Here is a 21,697-nt window from a genome sequence, read left to right on the forward strand (position 1 = left end):
GCGCCAGCGGCCCACAAGACTTAGACCCGAACAGGCCTGTGATGACTGATGCTCATCAGCATCCCGCAGGCCACCCCCAATGTCATCAGGGCTGTACCGCCATAGCTCAGGAATGGCAACGGCACACCCACCACAGGCAAAATGCCGGTAACCATGCCGATATTCACAAAGACATACACAAACAGCATCATGGACATGGAACCAGCCAGCAAGCGGCTGAACTGAGTCTGCGCAGCCACGGCGATAGACAGGCCACGTAGAATCAACAATGCATACAGCACCAGCAGCATGATGCCGCCATACAAACCAAACTCTTCGGCAAAGACGGCAAAAATAAAGTCGGTCGTGCGCTCGGGCACAAAATCCAGATGCGATTGCGAACCCATCATATAGCCTTTGCCATATACCCCGCCCGAGCCGATGGCGATCATAGACTGTATCGTATGGAATCCTTTACCCAAGGGATCACTGCCGGGGTTCAACAAGGTGCAGACCCGGTGCTTCTGATAATCGTGCAGCACGACCCAGTCCAGATCCGGAATACAAATCTGGTCTTCGTAGTACAGCAATGCGCTGATACCCATCACCAGCACCAGGAAAATCGGCACCAATAAACGAAACGACAGGCCCGCAAAATAGATGACGCAAAAACCCGCGCCAAACACCAGCAGCGCCGTACCCAGGTCGGGCTGGCGCACGATCAGCAGAAACGGGATCATCAGCAGCACGCCGGCCACCAGAAAATCCATGAAACGCATCCGCGACCCCTGATGGCGGTCGAAATACCAAGCCAGCATCAAGGGCACCGATATCTTGAGCATTTCCGAAGGCTGGATGCGCGCCACGCCCAGATCCAGCCAGCGGGTCGCGCCTTTGCTGGTTTCGCCAAAAAACTCCACGCCCAGCAAAAGCACCACGCCAATCGAATAGATGACCGGGGCCAGCCGCATCCACAGAGGCGGTGGCATCAGGGCCGCCACCCACATAACGCCAAAGGCCAACAGAAAATTTCGTGTCTGGTCGGCAAAACGCCAGTCCGTGCCGCCCACGGCCGAATGCATGACCGTCATACCCAGCACGGTCATCAGCACCAATAACAAAAACAGCGGCCAGTCGAAAGCATTGATGGCTTTCAGGCCCCATTGAAGAATCCGTCTCATTGCAGGTGCCCCCGCTCGATCAGCCAATAGTCAAACACCTGACGGGCGACCGGAGCCGCGACCGAGCCCCCCCAACCGGCATTTTCCACGATCAGCGCCACGGCGATCTTGGGATTTTCCGCCGGCGCGTAAGACATGAACAAGGCGTGGTCGCGCAGGCGCTCGTCGATGGCATGGGCGTTGTACTTGGCACCACGCAGGCTAAACACCTGGGCTGTGCCGGTTTTGCCTGCCGCCTGATAAGCCGCCCCGGCAAAGGCGCGCCGCGCCGTGCCCATGCGCACCACATCGACCAGGGCACGCTTGACCACATCCAGATGCTCCTGCTGCAAAGGAATGACCTGCGTTTCAATATTGACGGGCTTTTCCAGACTGGGATCATGCGGGTTGACGATCTGACTGACCAAATGGGGTTTGCGGGCGATTCCGTTATTGGCCAGCACCGCCGTGGCATGGGCCAGTTGCAGCAAGGTAAACGAGTTATATCCCTGGCCCACCGCCACGGAAATGCTCTCGCCCGCATACCAGCGCTGCTGGGCAGGCTTACGGTACGCCTTGCGCTTCCAGTCGGTTGACGGCAGGATACCGCGCCGTTCGCCGTCCAGGTCAATGCCGGTGTACTGACCAAAACCGAACTGCTTCATGAATTCGTGCAGATTATCCACGCCGATTTCCGGCCCCAGCGAATAAAAATACGTGTCCGATGACACCACCAAGGCGCGGTGCATGTCGGTGGAGCCGTAAACGGCTCCACCCGCATTACGGAACCGCTGACCACCAAACTCGAAATAGCCCGGGTCGGCGATACGGTCGGTGGCCTTGCGTTTGCCCAGCTCCAGCGCCGCCAAAGCCACGAATGGCTTATACGTAGAGCCAATGGGATACGTGCCGTACAGGGGGCGGTTGATCAGGGGGTGATCAGGCGAGTCATTCAGCTTGCGCCAGTTTTCCACATCGATGCCGTCGATGAACAGGTTAGGGTCAAAAGACGGCGCCGAAACAAACGCCAACACCTCGCCCGTTGCCGGCTCTATCGCCACCAATGCGCCACGCCGCCCCTTGAACTGAGCCTCGGCCACTTTCTGTAATTCGATGTCCAGCGACAGCTTCAGACTGGACCCAGGAACGGGGTCCACGCGGCTGAGCGTGCGCACCGGACGCCCCGAAGCGGCAACCTCGACTTCCTCGATGCCGGTGCGTCCATGCAGGGTCTGCTCCCAGGTCTGTTCTATGCCTTTCTTGCCAATGACGCTGGTGCCGCGATAGTTGCCCGTCTGTCCGCTTTCTTCCAGACGCTGCTGATCGGCTTCGGAAATACGCCCCACATAACCGATGACATGTGCTGCCGACTCGCCCTGCGGGTACTCGCGCACCCAACGAGCCTGCAAGGTAACGCCCGGAAATTTGTAAGCATGGGCGGCAAACCACGAGGCTTCGTCATCATTCAGGTTGTTGCGCAACATGCTTTCGGAATAGCGGCTGTTCTGCGCCACACTCTGTTTGAAGCGGCGCCGGTCACGCGGACTCAGCTCTATCAGCCTGCCGATTCGGTCCAGCATGTCATCCACGCTGCCTTCCAGATTGGCAGGAACCACTCCCAGGGTGTAGTCGCGGTAATTACGCGCCAGCACGACGCCGTTGCGATCCAGGATTTCGCCACGCCGGGGAGTAATAGGCACCACCGCAATCCGGTTCTGGTCCGCCCGGGCCGCAAAACCTTCGTAGCGCACGACCTGCAAATACCACAGGCGCACGCCCAGCACGCCCAGCAACAAGGCGGCCAGAATACCGGCCACCATGGCGCGAATCAACATGCGCTGGCGCTGCTGGTGAGTGGTTTTTTTAAATTCAAACATGGCCGCCGTTCCGGTCAGGGCGAACCGGAATCGGTCTCGTCATGGCGACGCTGCGGCAGAAACAGCACACTATCGGCCAACGGCCAGAGCGCGGCAGTCAGCAAGACGGCACCAACCCAGTCCCACCCCGACCATTCGCCCACCAGCCAGGCGTGCAGCACCCGCACAATCAATTGGGCCAGCAGCATGACGGGCAACATGTGCAGCACATGCGTCCACATGCCAAAGTGCAGCATGCGGCGGCGCAGCACCAAAGCGCCATACACAACCAATACATAACTGACGGCATGTTCGCCCAACAGCGTGCCGTCGTGCACATCGACCAGAATACCCAGCACAAAGGCCAAGGACATGGGCACGCGACGCGGCTCGTGCACGGCCCAGAAAGCCAGCACCAACATCAACAGGTCCGGCGCGAATGGCCACAGCCGCCAGGAAAGCATGGAGGCCAGCCACATCAACAAAATGGACCCCCAAACCAGCCAGGGACTGGAGGCGCGAGAAAACGGGCTGCTGTCTATGGGTTGCAGGCTGCTCAGGGACGACGGACGCGCTCGCCTGAACGCCGTACTCTGGGAATCAGGGCGATTCATGATCGGGCAGATCCTGTTCGAAAGGTGGATCACTCTCGGGCACGAGCAGTATCAGAAAATGACGATAGCGCTCCGGGTGCGACAAAGGCGTGACCAGTGCCAGGGCAAAGCCCGAGGCATCATCGCGCTCGATACGGTCCACCGTGCCTACCGGCAGACCCGCCGGAAACAGACCGCCGATACCGCTGGTGATCAACGTGTCTTCTTCCTGCAGGTCCACATCAGCCGTCAGAAAGCGTACTTCCACCTTGCCGCCTGGATTGCCGCCAAAAGCAATCAAGCGCAGACCACTGCGCAACACCTGGACCGGTACCGATACCTTGTCGTCGGTAATCAGCGCCGCCTCGGAGGTAAAGCGGGTCACGCGCACGACCTGTCCCACCACCCCGCCTTCATCAATCACGGGCATGCCGGGACGTATCCCATGGGACGAGCCTTTGTTGAAAATCAGATGTCGGGCGTATCCATTAGGCGGCTCGTACAGCACCTCGACGGCCACCGAAGGCTGGGTAACCGTATCAGCCACTTGTAGCAAACGGCGCAACTGCTCGTTTTCTGCCGATAACTGGGCTGCATGCGTCGATAACTGGGCCAGTTCGATACGCTGGCGCTGCAGGGCTTCTTTTTCAGAGCGGGCCGTCGAGGCCGCATCGGTCCAGCTGCTGAAATAGCTGACCAGGTCGCGCGGCGCGAGCATCACGCGCTGAAAAGGATAAAGCACGGCCGCCACGGCCTGGCGCACCGGTTCGAGCACCGACATGCGAGCGTCGGCCAGCATCAGGCCCAGGGCCAGCACAAGCAGCGCGGCCACTCGCAGCTCGGCAGAAGTGCCGCGCCTGAAAAGCCGGATGGAGCTTTGTTCTCGCATTACTCAAGCACTCGGACGCTTGCCCCCAGGGCATGGAGCGCCCGGGGGACTGAGCGAGGATCAGTCGTAGATGAATACGGATTCCAGGCGCTCCAGATGCTCCAGCGCCTCACCGCAACCACGCACAACGCAAGTCAGGGGGTCTTCGGCCACCACCACGGGCAAACCGGTTTCTTCTTGAAGCAAACGGTCCAGATCGTGCAGCAAAGCACCGCCGCCGGTCAGGACGATGCCCTTGTCGGTAATATCGGCACCCAATTCAGGGGGCGTCTGTTCCAGGGCGGTCTTGACGGCCGAAACAATCTGGTTGAGCGGATCGGTCAGGGACTCCAGTATTTCATTGGAGGACACCGTGAAACTGCGTGGCACGCCTTCGGACAGGTTGCGGCCCTTGACTTCGATCTCGCGGATTTCGGTGCCGGGGAACGCCGAACCGATCTGCTTTTTGATGAGTTCGGCAGTGGGTTCGCCGATCAACATGCCGTAATTGCGACGAATATAGTTGATGATGGCTTCGTCGAACTTGTCGCCACCCACGCGCACCGATCCTTTGTAGACCATGCCGCCCAGCGAAATGATGGCCACTTCGGTGGTGCCTCCGCCGATATCCACCACCATGGAGCCGCTGGCATCCGACACCGCCAGACCCGCGCCGATGGCAGCCGCCATAGGCTCTTCGATCAGGTAGACCTTGCTGGCACCGGCACCCAGGGCCGATTCTTTGATGGCGCGGCGCTCGACCTGCGTGGAGCCGCAGGGAACGCAGACGATAATGCGCGGACTAGGCGCGAACATGCTGCGCGGATGCACCATGCGGATGAACTGCTTGAGCATCTGCTCGGTAACGGTGAAATCCGCAATGACGCCATCCTTCATGGGACGGATGGCTTCGATATTGCCAGGCACCCGGCCCAGCATCTGCTTGGCTTCGTGCCCGACTGCCTGAATGATTTTCTTGCCATTGGGGCCGCCTTCATGGCGGATGGCTACAACGGATGGTTCATCCAGTACGATACCCTTGCCACGTACGTAGATGAGGGTATTGGCCGTACCGAGGTCGATTGCCATATCGCTGGAAAAGTAACTGCGTAGGAATCCGAACATGGGCGCGCAAGGTGATAAGTGTTTGGGGGAGAGACAGGTAAATTCGGCGCGGAACTCAAGCGTGAAACGGCAGGCACAAGAACCAGGCAACGAATTCAAAAATACCTGGGAAGGAAACGGTCAATGATAACTTATAATTGGTCTACATTAGGACTGTTTTAATGGTCAGTTAAGTTCTGTAACCTCCACATTTCCTATAAAAACGCGAATCTGCTGCTAACTGGCAGGTTCCCGCCATTTTTTATTACTTATCTGCGAATACGACCCTCATGTCCATCAATCAACAGGATATCGCCCGTATCGCGCAACTGGCGCGCATCGATTTATCTGCCGAGCAGACCGCTCAGGCCGAACAGGATCTGACGCGCATCCTGGGGCTGATCCAGACCCTGCAAACCGTGGACACCGCCGGTGTGGTCCCTATGGCCCACCCCTTGTCCGCTCACCAGGACATCGCCCTGCGCCTGCGCGAAGACCAGGCACTGCCCACAGGCTCGCAGGACGATCGCCAAGCCATGATGCGCAATGCCCCCGCCGAACAGGACGGCCTGTTCCTGGTGCCCACGGTCATCGAATAAAGCTGAACCATGTCTCTCTCACCCGAATTCGCCTCTATCGCCACCCTGCGGCAAGCGCTGCAGGACAAATCCATCAGCGCGCGCGAACTGGCCCAGCAGGCGCTGGAGCGCAGCGCGCAGCACCAGGACCTGAACGCCTTTGTGCAACAGGAGCCAGCCCTGACGCTGGCCCAGGCCGATGCTGCCGACACCCTGATCGCCCAAGGCAAGGCCGGCCCCCTGACCGGCATTCCTATTGCCCACAAAGACCTGTTCGTCACGCGCGATTGGCGCACCACCGCCTGCAGCAAAATGCTGGGCGACTATATCAGCCCATTTGACGCCACCGTCGTCAGCAAACTACAAGCGGCGGGTGCCGTCTCGCTGGGCAAGCTTAGCTGCGACGAATTTGCCATGGGCTCGCGCAACGAAAGCTCGGTATTCGGCCCGGTGCGCAACCCCTGGGACAGCAGCATGATTCCGGGCGGCTCCTCGGGCGGCTCGGCTGCGGCGGTAGCCGCCGGCCTGGTGGCCGGCGCGACGGCCACCGACACGGGCGGCTCCATACGCCAACCCGCCGCCCTGTGCGGGGTCAGCGGCATCAAGCCAACCTACGGCACCGTATCGCGCTTTGGCATCATCGCCTATGGCTCCAGCCTGGATCAGGCCGGTCCCATCGCGCGTAACGCCCGCGACCTGCTCGATCTGCTGGAAGCCATGTGTGGTTTCGATCCACAAGACGCAACCAGCCTGGAATTTTGCGACGACCAGCCCAACACGGGCGCGCGCATCCGCACTCAATTCCAGCAGCACCTGGGCCAGTACGATGCCCAAGGCAGCCAACCCCTGAAAGGCCTACGTATCGGCGTACCTGCCCAATTCTTTGGCGCTGGCCTGGACCCGGCCATCGCCGCCGGCATCGAGTCGGCGCTGCAAACCTACGAAAGCCTGGGTGCAGAACGCGTAACGGTACAGTTGCCCCTGACCGAACTGTCCATCCCGACCTACTACGTCATCAGCCCGGCTGAAGCCTCCACCAATCTGTCGCGTTTTGACGGCGTTCGCTATGGCCACCGTGCCGAGCAATACACCGACCTGGCCAGCATGATCTCGCGTTCGCGCTCCGAAGGCTTTGGCCCCGAAGTCGTGCGCCGCATCCTGGTAGGCACCTACGTGCTCTCGCACGGCTATTACGACGCCTACTACCTGCAGGCACAGCGCGTGCGCCGCATGATCGTGGACGACTTCCAGAAAGCCTTCGCCCAATGCGATCTGATCCTGGGACCGGTTACCCCGACCCTGGGCCGCAAAATCGGCGATGCCACCGACGACCCCACAGCCGACTGGCTGGGCGATATTTACACGCTGGGCGTCAGCCTGGCCGGCTTGCCCGCCATGTCCATCCCCTGCGGCCTGAGCGGCGGCGACCAACCCCTGCCCATCGGCTTGCAGATCATCGGCAATTACTTCCAGGAAGGCCAATTGCTCGCATTCGCAGACCGCTTCCAGCAAGTCACCGACTGGCACCAACGTCAACCAGGACAACGATAATGGAATGGGAAATTGTCATCGGGCTGGAGACCCACACCCAGCTCTCGACCGAATCGAAGATCTTCTCCAGCAGCAGCACCCGTTTCGGCGCGCCACCCAACACGCAGGCCAACGAAGTCGATATGGCCTTGCCCGGCGCGCTGCCCGTATTTAACCGGGGTGCCGCCGAGCGGGCCATCCGCCTGGGCCTGGCCGTGGGCGGCCATATCGCGCCGCGCTCGGTATTCGAGCGCAAGAACTACTTCTATCCAGACCTGCCCAAGAACTATCAGATCAGCCAGATGGAAATCCCGGTTGTCTCCGGGGGCACGATCACATTCATGGTTGGCGACGAAGAAAAAACCGTCAATCTGACCCGCGCCCACCTGGAAGAAGACGCCGGCAAGTCGCTGCACGAAAACTTCCGTGGTCCGCATGGCGAATCATCCACCGGCATAGACCTGAACCGCGCCGGCACACCGCTGCTGGAAATCGTGTCCGAACCCGAAATGCGCTCGGCCGCCGAAGCCGTGGGCTATGCCCGCGCGCTGCACAGTCTGGTCGTCTGGCTGGGCATTTGCGACGGCAATATGCAGGAAGGCTCCTTCCGCGTGGACGCCAACGTATCCGTGCGCCCCAAAGGCCAGGCCGAATTTGGAACGCGCTGCGAGATCAAGAACATCAACTCTTTCCGGTTCCTGGAACGCGCCATTCAGTACGAGGCCCGCCGCCAGATCGAACTGATCGAAGATGGCGGCAAGGTCACGCAGGAAACCCGCCTGTACGATGCCGACCGCGACGAAACCCGCAGCATGCGCAGCAAGGAAGATGCCCACGACTATCGCTACTTCCCCGACCCGGACTTGCCGCCGCTCATCATTGCGGCCGACTGGATCGAGCGCGTGCGCCAGGACATGCCCGAGCTGCCGGCCCAAAAGCAGGCTCGTTTTCAGAGTGAATTCGAACTAAGCCCCTACGACGCCGCCCAACTGACGGTAGATCGCGCCACGGCCGACTTTTTCGAAGCCGTGCTGCAGGCCGGCTCCCCCGCCCACGCCAAGCTGGCCGCCAACTGGATTCTGGGCGAATTGTCCGCCACCCTGAACCGTCAGGAGCTGCCCCTATCCCAATCACGCGTCAGCGCTGCCCAATTGGCTCAGCTGATCGCCCGCATCGCCGATGGCACCATCTCCAACAAGATCGCCCGCGACGTATTCGCAGCCCAATGGGAAGGCGAACTGAACGGCGATGCAGACGCGATCATCGAGGCCAAGGGCCTGAAACAGATCAACGACACCGGTGCCATCGGCACTATGGTGGACGAGGTTCTGGCCGCCAACCCCGACATGATCGAGCAGTACCGCGCCGGCAAGCAAAAAGCGTTCAACGCACTGGTCGGCCAGGTCATGAAAGCGGCCAAGGGCAAAGCCAACCCGCAGCAGATCAACGATATGCTCAAGCAAAAGCTGGACGCTTAAGTCTTTTCTATCGTTTGTTCCAAAACACCAGGCTCAGCGCCTGGTGTTTTTTTATGCCGACTTTGTACCAACAACAACAGTGTTTACATCTGTACCTCTATATTTGCACTGCCCCCACACCTATACACACCTCCGCCCACGGCGGATACGGCAGCTTCGCTTTTGCCCGACTTATTCATTTGGCAGCTAAGAATAAATTCGATAAGCCAGAATAGTTATAAGCAAGCAAGTTTTTCGTATTTCCAGGGCCTGGCGGTCACATGCTGAAATGCTTTTCATGGAAGTCCTGCCGCTACCGAGCAATCCGCTCTCTGCCGCATCCACCATCGGCCGGCCCAAACCCGCGGGCCTTGTTTCTTACTGGAAGTGTCATGAAAACGTCTTTCAAGCTGTTTGCCTCTTTCGCCCTGTCTCTGGCCGCCGGTCTGGCCCATGCTGATCGCCTGGAGGACATCAAAAAGTCCGGCGTGCTGACCATCGCCGCTTTCGACAGCAACCCACCCTTTGGCTTTGTCGATCCCAAGACTCGCCAGATCGCGGGCCTGGACGTGGACTTCGGCAAGGCGCTGGCCGACAAGCTGGGAGTCAAACTTGCCATTCAGCCCACCAATCCAGCCAACCGCATCCCCCTGCTCAGCTCCAAGAAAGCCGATCTGGTCGTAGCCAATTTCACCATCACCGCGGAACGGGCCAAGCAGATCGACTTCAGCATTCCTTACTTTGCATCCGGCCAGCAGTTCATCGCCAAGAAAGGCGTGCTCACCTCGCCTGAGCAGCTCAATTCGCTGCGCATCGGTGTGGACAAGGGCACGACCAACGAAATCGTGCTGCGCGAAAAATTCCCAGGTGCCAAGCTGGTTGCCTACGACGATACGCCGTTCGCCTTCACGGCTCTGCGCAACGGCAATGTCCAAGCCATCACCCAGGACGGCCCCAAGCTGATCGGTCTGCTGGCCAACGTGCCCGACAAGGACAAATACGAAATACCCGCCTTCACCATTTCCAATGACCTGATCGGTATCGGCATCCCCAAAGGCGAAGACAATCTGAAAAAATTCGTAGACGCTACGCTGTTGGAACTGGAAAAAAGCGGCAAGGCCGACGAAATCTACAATCGTTGGTTCGGCCCTGACACCGCCACGCCGCTAACCCGCCTGTACAAGATCGGCCAAGCTCAATAAGCGTGTCGTCCTCGGCGTATAGGGCGTGACCGCAACAGCGACACACCCATCACCGTTAGCACATCCTGCCCACCTCGGCCATGCCGGGCGTGGGCTGTCTTTGTTCCAGCAGCCTACCCACAACCCTGTGTTTCCATTTCTGCTATGAGCGCTTTCTCCGACTGGCTGGCCCCGCACTATGTAGGCTGGCTACTGCAAGGCTTTGCCCTGACGCTATGGCTGTCCGCCCTGGTATCCGTTACAGCCACCATCCTGGGGTTTTTTGTATGTCTGGGCCGCCTGTCGCGCCACCCTGTGCTTTCGTTTCTGGCACGGGCCTACTTGAGCCTGTTTCGCAACACCCCTTTGTTGATTCAGCTTTTCTTCTGGTATTTCGGCGCATCCGGCCTAATGCCCGAAGCGTGGGTCAGTTGGCTGAACACCCCGCATCAACTGACGCTGGGCGGCCTAACCCTGTCTTGGCCCAGTTTTGAGTTCCTGGCCGCCCTGTGGGGCCTGAGCCTATACGCGGCCGCCTTCATCGCCGAAGAACTGCGCTCGGGCGTGCAAGGGGTACGCTCAAGCCAGTGGGCCGCCGCCCGTTCGCTGGGGCTGACGGATTTTCAGATCTGGCGCTGGATCATCATGCCCCAGGCGCTGCGCAACGCCTTCCCATCGTTACTGGGGCAATACATGAACACAATCAAGAACACATCGCTAACGATGGCGATCGGTCTGGCCGAATTGTCCTACGCTTCGCGCCAAGTGGAAACCGAAAGTCTGAAAGCCTTTCAAGCCTTCGGCATCGCTACCGCTCTGTATGTACTGGCGGTCGCTCTGGTCGAGATCGGTGGTCAGTACCTGCAACAGCGCCGCTACCAGGTATGGGGAGGACAGCGATGAACCTGCACGTCATCCAGGACAATCTGCTGTACTTCATGGTCGGGGCCTGGCCGCACGGCCCGCTGGGCGGAGCGGTCCTGACTTTGTTGCTGAGCCTGGGCAGCGCGCTGGCTGCCGCTGTGCTAGGGCTGATTCTAGGCGTGGCGCTCGCGCTGACACGCGGCCTGCCTCACCAGATATTGCTGCTGATATTGGGGTTTTTTCGCGCCATTCCCGTGCTGATGCTGATTTTCTGGACCTATTTCTTACTGCCCATCCTGTTTCAGATCGACATTCCAGGCACCGCCACCGTGGTCTGCGCCCTATCGCTGATCGGCGGTGCGTATCTGGCCCATGCCGTACACGCCGGGATTCGCAGCCTGCCCGCCGGACAATGGCAAGCCGCTCTGGCCCTGGGCATGAACCGCCGCCAACTGATGCGCTGGGTCATCCTGCCCCAAGCCCTGCCGATCATGCTGCCCTCTTTTATCAACCAGTGGGTGGCGCTGATCAAGGATACGTCGCTGGCCTATGTAATCGGCGTAGCCGAACTGTCCTTTGTCGCCACCCAGGTCAGCAATCGCGAAATGGTCTATCCCGTCGAAATCTTCCTGTTCGTCGCCCTGGTCTATTATCTATTTTGCAGTGGCCTGCAAGCACTGGCAGACTGGACGGCGCGGCGCTGGCGGCCTGCGCAAGCTCGCTAAAAACTCCTGGGCCTTCGCCAGGCATCGACACGCAAAGCGGCAAGCCGCCTACTTCCGTAAAAATACCCACGGACAAATAGCGGCCAGGCCGGGGCTAAGGGGCAAGGGCGACAGCGTTCAGACGCCGTAACGGTCGCGGTACGCCTTGACTTGCGGGGCGTGGGCGGCCAGGGTCTGATCGTCGGCCAGCACATCCATGATGTCGGCCAGCGACGCGATGCTGATCACCGGAATGCCGTAGGTCTGCTCGACTTCCTGCACGGCGGAATGGGCCGACAAGGCATCATCGGCCCCGGCACGCTCCATACGATCCAACGCAATCAGCACGGCGGCCGGTTCGGCACCCGCTGCCTTGATAATCTGCATAGACTCACGCACCGATGTGCCCGCAGTGATCACATCGTCAATAATCACGACCTTGCCTTGCAAAGGCGCACCGACCAGCGTGCCACCTTCGCCGTGGTCTTTGGCTTCCTTGCGGTTGAACGCAAACGGCACATCACGCCCGTTGGCCTGGGGATGTTCGGCCAGCGCAATCGATGTCGCGGTGGACAAAGGAATGCCCTTGTAGGCCGGTCCGAACAACATATCGAACGGCACGCCCGAATCCAGCAAGGCCTGGGCGTAGAAACGAGCCAACTGGCCCACGCTGCGACCGGTATTGAATAAACCGGCATTAAAAAAATAAGGGCTCAGACGGCCGGACTTGACCTTGAACTCTCCAAAACGCAACACACCCTGTTCCAGGGAAAAGCGCACGAAATTGCGACGGTTATCTTGTTTGGCCGACATGACGATATCTGTAATGGAAAAAACAAACGCTATTTTACAGACTTGGCGACGCGCGTCCCGCTCCCTGTCCCCAGGGCCTGCAGCCAATAGTCGATAAAACTACGCACTTTAGGCGTCAGATAACGACGACTGGCATAGACCGCATGCAATTCCTGAGGGGCCTGATTGTAATTAGGCAGCAAGCGCAACAAACGCCCGCTCAGCAGGTCATCAGCCACCAGCCAATCGGGCAGATACGCCAGCCCCACCCCCTGCAGGGCAGCCTGATAGGTCAAATTGGTGTCGTCGGATTTCATGGCCGTACGAAACCGCAACAACTCGCGCCCTTCCGGCCCCACAAACTCAAACCCATCCTGCTGCAGATAACTAGGCGTCACGGCAGCCAGGCGCATGACATCGACCGAAGTACGCGGTGCGCCATGACGCGCGACAAAATCGGGGGATGCCACCAGATAAAAGGGAATCGTGCAAATATGACGCGCGATCTGGTGTGGGGAAGGGTCACGCGTTACCCTCAGCGCCAGATCCATGCCTTCGGCGGCCAGATCGATCTTGTGATTGCTTAGATGCATATCGAGCATGACATCGGGAAAACGCTGCTGATAGCCTTGCAATAAACGGGCCACCTTGGCATTGGCAAACCAAACCGGTGCTGTCACCCGCAACACACCTTGCGGTGCCTGCCCTGTTCCTGCCAAGGCGTCCTGCCCTTTCTGCAATGTTTCCAACGCTTGCAGGCAATACTCGAAGTAAGTCTGACCCAGTTCGGTCAGGCTCAGTTTACGGCTGCTGCGATTGAGCAGGCGCGCACCCAACTGTTTCTCCAGATGGGCCAGATGCTTGCTGACCATAGGCGCAGACATGTCCAGACGCTGGGCGGCCCCCACAAAACTGCCTGCCGCAACAATCTCCCGGAACACTCGCAAACTTTGTACGGTATCCATGATTTCCTTTTAAGAAACCATTCAAATAAAAAAACTGGGTTTATTTCATGATAGTAATTCAATAAGCTTCCGAACTAGACCAATCGATGGCGTGCCCTGAACCTTGTCGTGGGCAGAGCAGGTAAATATCGTCATACTATGCGCAGGCTCAATGTTCAGAAGCCTGCTTACTGCCCTACCCCATCGATGCCCTCAATTTTTCTAAGGAACCATCATGAGCGCAGTTACCTCTCCCTGGACTTCCCGCGTGCTCAGCATTTTGCGCATCGTCACCGGCTATTTGCTGCTGACTCACGGCACCGCCAAGATCCTTGGCTTTCCCAAAGTAGATATGTTCGCCAACCTGCAACTAACCTCGATGTACGGGGTGGCCGGCATACTGGAGTTGATCCTGGGTGCCCTGTTGGTCATAGGCCTGTTTTCGCGCTTTGCGGCCTTCATTGCCTCCGGCCTGTGCGCTGCCGCCTATTTCATCGGCCATGCCAGTGAAAATACCTTCCCATTCCCGCTGCTCAATGGCGGCGAGGCCGCCGTGCTGTTCTGCTTTGCATTCCTGTATCTGGCCGTGGCGGGCCCCGGACCCTGGAGCGTGGACGCTGCCCGCCAGGCCACCTAAGCATTTTTTATTCTGAACACCCCCTGCCTGCCCAGGCAGGGGCTGGAGCTTTTCATGAGCATGCCTACTTACTTTATCTCCCACGGCGGAGGTCCCTGGCCGTGGATGCCTCAAGCTCAGGCCATGTATGCGCCGCTGCGCGACGCCCTCAAGGACATTCCCCGACAACTGGGCCGCACCCCCAAGGCAATCCTGATGGTGTCGGCCCACTGGGAAGCCCAAGGCGATCACCTGCTGGTCGCCTCCTGCGCCCATCCCGACATGGTCTACGACTATTACGGCTTTCCGCCCCACACCTACGAAATCCGTTACCCTGCGCCCGGCGACCCGACACTGGCCGCGCAGGTGTGTCAGTTGCTGCAATCCCAGGGACTGCCCACGCAAGAAGATAGCCAACGCGGTTTCGATCATGGAGCATTCGTGCCGGCCTACTGCATCTATCCGCAGGCCAATGTGCCTATCGTGCAGTTATCCATTCACGGCAATTACGATCCGGCGCTGCATTATGCAATGGGTCAAGCCCTGGCACCCTTGCGCGACCAGGACATCCTGATCATCGGCAGCGGCCTGAGCTACCACAACCTACGCAATATGGGCGCGGGCGGCGTAGAGCCTTCCGCCCAGTTCGACCACTGGTTGCAACAGTCCCTTGCACTGACCGACCCGCAGCAACGTCGCCAGGCCCTACTGGATTGGGAGCAGGCACCGGCCGCACGCATTGCCCATCCCCGCGAAGACCATCTGGTGCCTCTTATGGTGGCTGTCGGTGCCGCTGCCCACGAGCCGGCCCATCGCTTTCACCACGAAACCCAGGCCTTCGGGGGGCTGACCGTCTCCAGCTACCGTTTCGGTCCGGCCTGATCCGTCCTGAACATGCCGCCCCCTGACGCCGGGCGGCATGATGGGTTACAGTGCTGACGCTATAAGGAGAACTATCCCGTGCTACGCGTCACCTCGTTAAACGTCAACGGCATTCGCGCCGCCTTTCGCAAAGGCCTGCCCGACTGGCTCCAGGCTCAACAGCCCCATATCGTCTGCATGCAGGAAATCAAGATCAGCGCCGCTGACCTTACCGACGATATGCGCCACCCCGGTTCCTACGAAGGCCATTTCCATCACGCCCAGAAAAAAGGCTACAGCGGCGTGGGGATCTATCTGAACCCACGCGCGCAGGCTGTGACCGAAGGCATGGAGTGCGAAGAATTCGATGCCGAAGGACGCATTCTGCGCGCCGATTGGGAAAAGCTCAGCGTAATCAGTGCCTACCTGCCCTCGGGCTCGTCGGGCGACGAACGCCAAAATGCCAAATACCGGTTCCTGGATCATTTCGAGCAGTGGATCAAGGATCTGATGAAAGAACACCGCGACACAGGCCGGGAATTCATCATCTGCGGCGACTGGAACATCGCACACCACGAAGCCGACCTGAAGAACTGGAAAGGCAATTTGAAAAACAGCGGCTTTCTGCCCGAAGAACGCGCCTGGATGAGCAAAGTGCTGGGCGAACTATCCTGGGTCGATGTCTACCGCAGCCTGCATCCAGACACCACCGACGAGTGCTACACCTGGTGGAGCAACCGTGGCCAGGCCTGGGCCAAAAACGTGGGGTGGCGCATCGACTACCAGATTGCCACACCCGGCATCGCCGCCACGGCCCGACACGCCTCTATCTATAAAGAAGAGCGCTTCAGCGACCACGCCCCCCTGACCATAGACTACGACTGGACCTTGTAACGGGGATTGTTGGCACACCGGCAGCACGTCCATCGGCTCCGGCCAGCCGCACAGGAAATCAAAAAGCGTCGGTCAGATGGCCGACGCTTTTTCTACTTTTGACGGGATGCACAACATGCAGTCCCATCCACACATCGACGATCAGTTAGACTGCTCCAGCATATAACGCACTACACTGCGCAACTGTTCGTCGCTGGCCTTGGCGGCACCGCCTCGCGGCGGCATGGCACCCTTGCCGTTGATCACAACCGTCATCAAGGCATCTTCGCCTTTTTCCTTCAGAGGTGTCCAGCGCGCCTTATCGCCCAGGCGCGGCGCATTCGCCATCCCGGAAGCATGGCAGACCATGCAGGACGAACGATACAGCTTGATGGCTTCGTCCTGATTCGCTTGGGCGGACGGCATAGCGGCCAGCACGGCCAACCCAGCCAGGAACGCGGAAACGAGGGTGGATGGACGACGACAGATTTTCATTTGTTTCTCCGTGGTGCGGACGGCATGCCACCATGCCGCCGCCATGACTGGATGATCGTGCTTAAGCCTTGATAGGACCGGGAGGGCTGACCTGCTTCATCAGATCATCGTTCCAATCGCCTTCCACCAGCACATGGCCGGCGGCCCCCAACTCCATCGCCTCGATCAGATTGTGATTGACGTAGGCATACACACCGGGCTGCTTGAAGGTATACAGCGCCACACCCGCCGAGCCGCCACGGATAAACCAGGTTTCCAGGTTCTTGGCTGGTGGGTCATCGAACTTACCCAGCTCCCATACCCAGTCGCCATGCCCGCCGATCAAATGCGGACGGCTATCACGGTTGGCTTGCGAGTGAATGAACAACACCGTTTCGCCCACTTTGGCCTTCATGGCACCGTCACCGGTCAAGGCACCGACCTTGCCGTTGAACACCACGTGGCTGGGGATCAGACCGCGCATGGCTTCCAAAGTGTCGCCATAGCTTTCCGCCGCCGAACCGTACTTCTTGAAATTGCCCTTTTCGTCGCGTGGAATATACAGGTCGAACTCGCCGATCGTATAGATACGGTCGTAGCTCAGCGGATTGCCGGCCGAATCCTTCAGGCCGTCACGCGGCAGCACCATCACCGTGCCGTGCATGCCGGCCACCACGTGCCAGGCCACCGACCCTTCCGGCGCGCAGTGATACACAAACGTGCCCGCACGATCGGCCTTAAAACGCAGTGTGGCCTGTTCGCCAGGATTGACATTGGTCAGCTTGGCACCGCCCAGCGCGCCGGTGGCCGCATGAAAGTCGATGTTGTGCGGCATGGAATTGGTGGCCGGATTGACCAGGGTCAGTTCCAGATAGTCGCCCTCGTGCACAACCATGGTGGGCCCGGGCATGGAACCGTCGAACATCATGGCATGCATCGTCGTGCCGTCGCGGTCGACCACAATCTCTTTTTCGGCGATGGACATGCGAAACTCGACCACGCGCGGCTCGGGGCCGGCTTTTTGTTCGTGGGGATGCACCAGAGGTGGTGCCACCAGATCTACTTTGACGCGTTGCAGCTTGGCAATATCCGCCTCGCTGCGCGCAGCCAGCCAAGGGGCCGCTTTCTTGGGGGCGGCGGTCTCGCGCGCATGTACGTTGGCGGCCAGCAAAGTTGTGCCGGCAGCCACTCCAAGACCTGCGCTTTTCAAGAAATGACGACGTTCCATAAAACCTCCCGATGTATCCAGGCTTGGTGCCTGATAATAAGTGTTCTGCGAGATTGTGCAGTCCATGGCTGTATTGCACCGCATCTTGGGAGTTCACTCTTTGCTGTGGCACAAACTAGAACTGTTTTTCTTGATATACGGTGTTTTAAACACTACCTCTCCAAAAAACGACACATTAGCCACACAAGCAAAGCACGGACGGGCGCACTTATATATAGGCAAAGGACCTGCCAATAAATCCAAACACATATAAGGCTGATCCTGACGCCATCTGCACTGAGCAATACACCACAGACCATTCACATGCCATCAAACGATGGCACGCAATTTCCTACGGATTTGGGCTGCGCCCGGTCCAGTTGCTAGGCAAGGGCACCGGCGTACAGCATCAGCCTGCCGCCAGCCCAAGAGTTCCTGAAACCTGCTGAAAATGACGACTCAGCATGATTGATGGCACCCTTCTAAGCATTTAAAAGAAGCATAAAAAAGGTTCTTCGAAAAATTCCAGGAGCCAATTTACCCAGTCGATGAAGAACTGGCTTTTTGAAGACGCCATTCACATAGCCCCGGCTATACGTATTCATGCCCAACAGACCATTGAGCGTATGGCTGATGTCTTGTACAGCGTACCCGGACGTCCCGCCATATAGGCCAAGCACCGCGGTGCTGTTCTCGCCAGGCCGACCCTAGCGGGACGGCGGGCGAGTCAGGGCGTTCGCCGCAGGCAGGATCCCGGGGTGGGAGGCAAGGGGCGTGCTGCTCGAGCAGGGCGCTTGTGATTCGTCCAGTGGACGAATCACCCTGCGAGTTCACGCCCCGCCCACCCCGGTATCCTGACCAGGGAACCCGCGCTCAGCGCGGGCGAAGGACCTAGCCAAGCCGGCCCGCTAGGGTCAGCCTGGCGAGAACCCGAGGTTCTCTCTGCTTGACTCAAACGGCCCAGGCCATACGAAAGCCCCCGGTATTTAGCGAAGAACCATAAAAAAACCGCCCGAAGGCGGTTTTCAAGCCGGATAAAAACGAAACTAGCGAACCGATCCGGGAACCGAGCCTGCCGGCAATACATCCCGGCTGCGACGGCCGGCCCAGATACGGACCACCACTTGCAGGAACACCAGCAGCGCACCGGCAATAAAGACCACATCGCCCAGCGTACGCCACCAACGCAGCGACTGCAAAATGGGTTGCTGCATGAATTCCTCGCTACGGGCATACCACATACCCTCGGAAATGCTCGCCCAGGCCTGGATGATGCCCACAGGCAACAGACTGATGAACATCATCAGCGCAAGTCCGATATTCAGCGTCCAGAACCCCCAGGCCATCAGGCGGTCGTTAAAGCGCACATTCGGTGCCAGGTAACGCACCACCAGCAGCACAAAGCCCAGAGACAGAAAGCCATACACTCCGAACAAGGCCGCGTGCGCATGTACCGGCGTCGTGTTAAGACCCTGAATGTAATACAGCGCGATAGGCGGATTGATCATGAAACCAAAAACACCTGCGCCCAGCATGTTCCAAAAAGACACGGCCACAAAGAACATGACCGGCCAGCGCAGATCCTGCATCCAGCCGGCGCGTTCCTGCAATTTCCAGCTGCTCCAGGCCTCGTGACCCAGAATGATCAAAGGCACCACTTCCAAAGCACTGAAGGTCGCGCCTATGGCCATGATGGGTGTGGTCGTGCCCGAAAAATACAAGTGATGCAGCGTACCGGGCACACCGCCCAGCAGGAACAAAGAGGCCGAAGCCAGGCTGGCGATAGTAGCGCTGCGCCGCGAAACCAGGCCTAGAGTGGCAAAAATAAAAGCCAATGCCGTGGTGGCGAACACTTCAAAAAAGCCTTCGACCCACAGGTGTACCACCCACCAGCGCCAATATTCCATGATGGTGATATTGGTATGTTCGCCATAGAACAGACCCGAACCATAGAACAGACCAATCGCCACGGTGGACGCAGCCAGCAGCATCAACAGGTGATTATCGCCCTTGTTGCGTCGCAAGGCGGGCGTCATGCCGCGCAGCATCAACACCAGCCAGAAAGCCAGGCCGATAAACTTGATGATCTGCCAGAAACGGCCCAGATCCACATATTCGTAACCCTGATGACCAAACCAGAAATTCAGGTCGGCAGGCAAGACATGTTTGATGGCCAGATAATTGCCGGTAAACGAGCCCAGGAACAAGACGACCAGCGCCACAAACAGAATATCGACGCCCAGCCGCTGAAACTTGGGATCTTCCCCGCCATTGATAATGGGCACCAGAAACAGCCCCGCCGCCAGGAAACCGCTGGCAATCCAGAACAAGGCCGCCTGAATGTGCCAGGTACGCGTCAAGGCGTAGGGGAACCACTGCGAGACATCAATGCCGTAAAACATCTGCCCTTCGACGGTGTAATGAGCCGTGAAACCGCCCAGAAACACTTGCAGCACGAACAGCGCCACCGTCAGAAAGGCATATTTTTTAAGAGCGCGCTGCGAAGGCGTCAGGCGGATGCTCAGCACAGGGTCCTGAGCCGGGGCCTGAGGCAGAGGTTCGTCCTTATGCAGGAAAGACCAGCCCCAGACCAGAAAGGCAATGCCCGCCAGCAACAGAACGACGCTGACGACAGACCAGACCACATTGGCCGTGGACGGATGGTTGGCGATCAGTGGTTCATGTGGCCAGTTGTTGGTATAGGTCACATCGGTGCCGGGACGTTCCGTGGCCGCCGCCCAGGACAGCCAGAAGAAAAAGCGGGTCAGGTCTTCGCGGCGCTGCAGATCGGGCAGCGTATCGTCCTTCATGGCAAAGCTGGCACGCGTACTTTTCAGCTCGGGGGCATCGCCGAACAAGGCAATATAGTACTGAGCGGTTTGCTCGATTGCCTGAACACGCCTGTCGCTGATGCGCAACTCGCCCGTCGCGTCATCGACACGGTTACCACGATATTCGTCCTGCAGCTCCTGACGCAGATTGGCCTGCTGGGACGAAGTCAGCTGTCCGTAGTCCAGCGCATAGGCATCGCGTGCGGCCAGATCCAGCCAGGCCAGCGCTTCGCGGTGCAACCAGTCCGCGCTCCAATCCGGTGCCTGATACGCGCCATGCCCCCAGATTGAACCCAGCTGCATGCCGCCGGTACTTTGCCAGGCAGATTGGCCGCGCTCTATCTGTGCCTGTGACGTAAACAGCGCGCCATCCTGGGTCAGTACCTTGGCAGGCATCGGCGGTGCCTGCCGGTATATTTCCACGCCGGTCCAGCCCAGTATGGAGAAGGTAACGACCAATACGGCCAGCAAAGCCAGCCATAGACCCTTGTAGCTACGCATGGTGGTCTCCCCGTGCACGCTGCACCGAATGATTGAACAAAATATTGTTTTCCAGATGAATGTGTTCCATCAGGTCCTGCCGAAACTGCTCCAGCCCGCCGTACAAAGCACGCCAGGTCGTGCAAGCATCGACAGGCGGTTGTAGCTGAGCCGTCAACGCCAGCACAGCCTCCAAACTTTCGCCATGCTGTTCGTGTTCCAGGCGCATGACCACGATCGGGCTCTGCGCCATTGCGTCAGCCCCCTGTGCCAACATGGGAAACAACACCCGTTCCTCTTTGTGCATATGGCTTTCCAGCTCCTGATGCAGAAACTCCAGCACATCGGCCAGTCCTGCCGGGCAGTCAGTATGCTCCTGATGGCGCACTTCCACCCGACGCGCCAGGCGAATCAGCTCGGGCAGTTGTTCCCTATGGGTTTGGTGATAGCGCTGCGTCAAGTGCTCGATCAACTGCGGCACCGACGCCTGCCGCCAGTCCTGGTCGGCCGGTTCGGCCTGCTCCAGCAACGACGTCAGGGTCCGGGCCAGCCCGACTGCATCCAGCGACCGACGTTCGGCCGCTTCGCGCAAGCTGACTTGTCCACCACAACAAAAATCCAGCTTGTGCTGACGAAATACACGGGTAGCCCCTGGTATGTCGCTGGCAAGATCGCTCAAGCTGCGCTCCAGAAGTTCAAGTGTCATGCCATACTCCTTAAAAAAAGAATTGCCATGCACTTAAAG

General features: G+C 59.0%; 20 protein-coding genes. 9 read left to right on the forward strand and 11 right to left on the reverse strand.

The window, feature by feature from the left end; all coding sequences use genetic code 11:
• Positions 1-20: 20 nt before the first annotated feature.
• Genes rodA through AADW57_RS15440 form a run of 5 tightly spaced genes read right to left on the reverse strand, consistent with a single transcriptional unit; the run spans position 21 to position 5,581 of the window.
• A complete protein-coding gene (rodA, locus tag AADW57_RS15420; protein ID WP_341667767.1) occupies positions 21-1,160 on the reverse strand; it encodes a rod shape-determining protein RodA in 1,140 nt (379 codons plus the stop codon).
• Positions 1,157-3,016 (reverse strand): penicillin-binding protein 2, encoded by a 1,860-nt coding sequence (mrdA, locus tag AADW57_RS15425; RefSeq protein ID WP_341667768.1) that lies wholly within the window; start codon positions 3,014-3,016, stop codon positions 1,157-1,159. Before mrdA ends, rodA begins: the two co-directional genes overlap by 4 nt.
• Positions 3,017-3,030: 14 nt before the next feature.
• Positions 3,031-3,609 carry a rod shape-determining protein MreD gene (gene mreD, locus AADW57_RS15430; protein ID WP_341667769.1) on the reverse strand — a complete coding sequence of 193 codons (579 nt, stop codon included), beginning with the start codon at positions 3,607-3,609 and terminating at the stop codon, positions 3,031-3,033.
• Positions 3,596-4,477, reverse strand: a complete 882-nt coding sequence (gene mreC / locus AADW57_RS15435; protein ID WP_341667770.1) for a rod shape-determining protein MreC — start codon at positions 4,475-4,477, stop codon at positions 3,596-3,598. The genes mreD and mreC overlap by 14 nt, the downstream gene beginning before the upstream one ends.
• Positions 4,478-4,537: 60 nt before the next feature.
• Positions 4,538-5,581, reverse strand: a complete 1,044-nt coding sequence (locus AADW57_RS15440) for a rod shape-determining protein (protein ID WP_341667771.1) — start codon at positions 5,579-5,581, stop codon at positions 4,538-4,540.
• 269 nt (positions 5,582-5,850) lie between these two features.
• Here AADW57_RS15440 and gatC point away from each other — a divergent pair, with 269 nt between their 5' ends.
• From gatC to AADW57_RS15470, 6 genes are all read left to right on the forward strand, one after another.
• Complete coding sequence (gene gatC / locus AADW57_RS15445; protein WP_341667772.1) at positions 5,851-6,159, forward strand: Asp-tRNA(Asn)/Glu-tRNA(Gln) amidotransferase subunit GatC; 309 nt, start codon at positions 5,851-5,853, stop codon at positions 6,157-6,159.
• A gap of 9 nt (positions 6,160-6,168) precedes the next feature.
• Positions 6,169-7,689: an Asp-tRNA(Asn)/Glu-tRNA(Gln) amidotransferase subunit GatA gene (gene gatA, locus AADW57_RS15450; protein WP_341667773.1), complete on the forward strand. Its 1,521-nt coding sequence runs from the start codon at positions 6,169-6,171 to the stop codon at positions 7,687-7,689.
• On the forward strand, positions 7,689-9,146 hold the full coding sequence (gene gatB / locus AADW57_RS15455; protein WP_341667774.1) for an Asp-tRNA(Asn)/Glu-tRNA(Gln) amidotransferase subunit GatB: 1,458 nt from the start codon (positions 7,689-7,691) through the stop codon (positions 9,144-9,146). The genes gatA and gatB overlap by 1 nt, the downstream gene beginning before the upstream one ends.
• Positions 9,147-9,517: 371 nt before the next feature.
• Positions 9,518-10,327: an ABC transporter substrate-binding protein gene (locus AADW57_RS15460; protein ID WP_341667775.1), complete on the forward strand. Its 810-nt coding sequence runs from the start codon at positions 9,518-9,520 to the stop codon at positions 10,325-10,327.
• A gap of 144 nt (positions 10,328-10,471) precedes the next feature.
• Positions 10,472-11,209 carry an amino acid ABC transporter permease gene (locus tag AADW57_RS15465; protein ID WP_341667776.1) on the forward strand — a complete coding sequence of 246 codons (738 nt, stop codon included), beginning with the start codon at positions 10,472-10,474 and terminating at the stop codon, positions 11,207-11,209.
• Positions 11,206-11,895, forward strand: a complete 690-nt coding sequence (locus tag AADW57_RS15470; protein WP_341667777.1) for an amino acid ABC transporter permease — start codon at positions 11,206-11,208, stop codon at positions 11,893-11,895. Before AADW57_RS15465 ends, AADW57_RS15470 begins: the two co-directional genes overlap by 4 nt.
• Positions 11,896-12,012: 117 nt before the next feature.
• Here the strand turns inward: AADW57_RS15470 and pyrE are convergent, their stop codons facing one another.
• Positions 12,013-12,687, reverse strand: coding sequence for an orotate phosphoribosyltransferase (gene pyrE, locus AADW57_RS15475; RefSeq protein ID WP_341667778.1), 675 nt, complete (start codon positions 12,685-12,687; stop codon positions 12,013-12,015).
• A gap of 29 nt (positions 12,688-12,716) precedes the next feature.
• Complete coding sequence (locus tag AADW57_RS15480) at positions 12,717-13,631, reverse strand: LysR family transcriptional regulator (RefSeq protein WP_341667779.1); 915 nt, start codon at positions 13,629-13,631, stop codon at positions 12,717-12,719.
• Positions 13,632-13,845: 214 nt separating this feature from the next.
• Here AADW57_RS15480 and AADW57_RS15485 point away from each other — a divergent pair, with 214 nt between their 5' ends.
• From AADW57_RS15485 to AADW57_RS15495, 3 genes are all read left to right on the forward strand, one after another.
• Complete coding sequence (locus tag AADW57_RS15485) at positions 13,846-14,247, forward strand: DoxX family protein (protein WP_341667780.1); 402 nt, start codon at positions 13,846-13,848, stop codon at positions 14,245-14,247.
• Between the two features lie 54 nt (positions 14,248-14,301).
• Positions 14,302-15,108 carry a DODA-type extradiol aromatic ring-opening family dioxygenase gene (locus AADW57_RS15490; protein ID WP_341667781.1) on the forward strand — a complete coding sequence of 269 codons (807 nt, stop codon included), beginning with the start codon at positions 14,302-14,304 and terminating at the stop codon, positions 15,106-15,108.
• A 78-nt stretch (positions 15,109-15,186) separates the two neighbouring features.
• Positions 15,187-15,981, forward strand: coding sequence for an exodeoxyribonuclease III (locus AADW57_RS15495; RefSeq protein WP_341667782.1), 795 nt, complete (start codon positions 15,187-15,189; stop codon positions 15,979-15,981).
• Positions 15,982-16,122: 141 nt separating this feature from the next.
• Here AADW57_RS15495 and AADW57_RS15500 read toward each other — a convergent pair whose 3' ends face one another.
• The 4 genes from AADW57_RS15500 to ytfE all read right to left on the reverse strand — a co-directional run bounded on the left by AADW57_RS15500 (position 16,123) and on the right by ytfE (position 21,658).
• Positions 16,123-16,455, reverse strand: a complete 333-nt coding sequence (locus tag AADW57_RS15500; RefSeq protein ID WP_341667783.1) for a c-type cytochrome — start codon at positions 16,453-16,455, stop codon at positions 16,123-16,125.
• A 61-nt stretch (positions 16,456-16,516) separates the two neighbouring features.
• Complete coding sequence (nirK, locus tag AADW57_RS15505; protein ID WP_341667784.1) at positions 16,517-17,662, reverse strand: copper-containing nitrite reductase; 1,146 nt, start codon at positions 17,660-17,662, stop codon at positions 16,517-16,519.
• Between the two features lie 1,025 nt (positions 17,663-18,687).
• Entirely contained in the window at positions 18,688-20,973 is a 2,286-nt protein-coding gene (locus AADW57_RS15510; protein WP_341667785.1) for a nitric-oxide reductase large subunit, read from the reverse strand.
• Positions 20,966-21,658 (reverse strand): iron-sulfur cluster repair protein YtfE, encoded by a 693-nt coding sequence (gene ytfE, locus AADW57_RS15515; RefSeq protein WP_341667786.1) that lies wholly within the window; start codon positions 21,656-21,658, stop codon positions 20,966-20,968. The genes AADW57_RS15510 and ytfE overlap by 8 nt, the downstream gene beginning before the upstream one ends.
• Positions 21,659-21,697 lie beyond the last annotated feature (39 nt).

Origin of the sequence: Alcaligenes sp. SDU_A2 (assembly GCF_038237375.1) — a bacterium.
Classification (GTDB): domain Bacteria; phylum Pseudomonadota; class Gammaproteobacteria; order Burkholderiales; family Burkholderiaceae_B; genus Alcaligenes.

Coding starts and splice junctions, on each gene's coding strand:
- rodA (WP_341667767.1), bottom strand. CDS start 1,160: ATGAGACGGATTCTTCAATGGGGCCTGAAAGCCATCAATGCTTTCGAC.
- mrdA (WP_341667768.1), bottom strand. CDS start 3,016: ATGTTTGAATTTAAAAAAACCACTCACCAGCAGCGCCAGCGCATGTTG.
- mreD (WP_341667769.1), bottom strand. CDS start 3,609: ATGAATCGCCCTGATTCCCAGAGTACGGCGTTCAGGCGAGCGCGTCCG.
- mreC (WP_341667770.1), bottom strand. CDS start 4,477: ATGCGAGAACAAAGCTCCATCCGGCTTTTCAGGCGCGGCACTTCTGCC.
- AADW57_RS15440 (WP_341667771.1), bottom strand. CDS start 5,581: ATGTTCGGATTCCTACGCAGTTACTTTTCCAGCGATATGGCAATCGAC.
- gatC (WP_341667772.1), top strand. CDS start 5,851: ATGTCCATCAATCAACAGGATATCGCCCGTATCGCGCAACTGGCGCGC.
- gatA (WP_341667773.1), top strand. CDS start 6,169: ATGTCTCTCTCACCCGAATTCGCCTCTATCGCCACCCTGCGGCAAGCG.
- gatB (WP_341667774.1), top strand. CDS start 7,689: ATGGAATGGGAAATTGTCATCGGGCTGGAGACCCACACCCAGCTCTCG.
- AADW57_RS15460 (WP_341667775.1), top strand. CDS start 9,518: ATGAAAACGTCTTTCAAGCTGTTTGCCTCTTTCGCCCTGTCTCTGGCC.
- AADW57_RS15465 (WP_341667776.1), top strand. CDS start 10,472: ATGAGCGCTTTCTCCGACTGGCTGGCCCCGCACTATGTAGGCTGGCTA.
- AADW57_RS15470 (WP_341667777.1), top strand. CDS start 11,206: ATGAACCTGCACGTCATCCAGGACAATCTGCTGTACTTCATGGTCGGG.
- pyrE (WP_341667778.1), bottom strand. CDS start 12,687: ATGTCGGCCAAACAAGATAACCGTCGCAATTTCGTGCGCTTTTCCCTG.
- AADW57_RS15480 (WP_341667779.1), bottom strand. CDS start 13,631: ATGGATACCGTACAAAGTTTGCGAGTGTTCCGGGAGATTGTTGCGGCA.
- AADW57_RS15485 (WP_341667780.1), top strand. CDS start 13,846: ATGAGCGCAGTTACCTCTCCCTGGACTTCCCGCGTGCTCAGCATTTTG.
- AADW57_RS15490 (WP_341667781.1), top strand. CDS start 14,302: ATGAGCATGCCTACTTACTTTATCTCCCACGGCGGAGGTCCCTGGCCG.
- AADW57_RS15500 (WP_341667783.1), bottom strand. CDS start 16,455: ATGAAAATCTGTCGTCGTCCATCCACCCTCGTTTCCGCGTTCCTGGCT.
- nirK (WP_341667784.1), bottom strand. CDS start 17,662: ATGGAACGTCGTCATTTCTTGAAAAGCGCAGGTCTTGGAGTGGCTGCC.
- AADW57_RS15510 (WP_341667785.1), bottom strand. CDS start 20,973: ATGCGTAGCTACAAGGGTCTATGGCTGGCTTTGCTGGCCGTATTGGTC.
- ytfE (WP_341667786.1), bottom strand. CDS start 21,658: ATGACACTTGAACTTCTGGAGCGCAGCTTGAGCGATCTTGCCAGCGAC.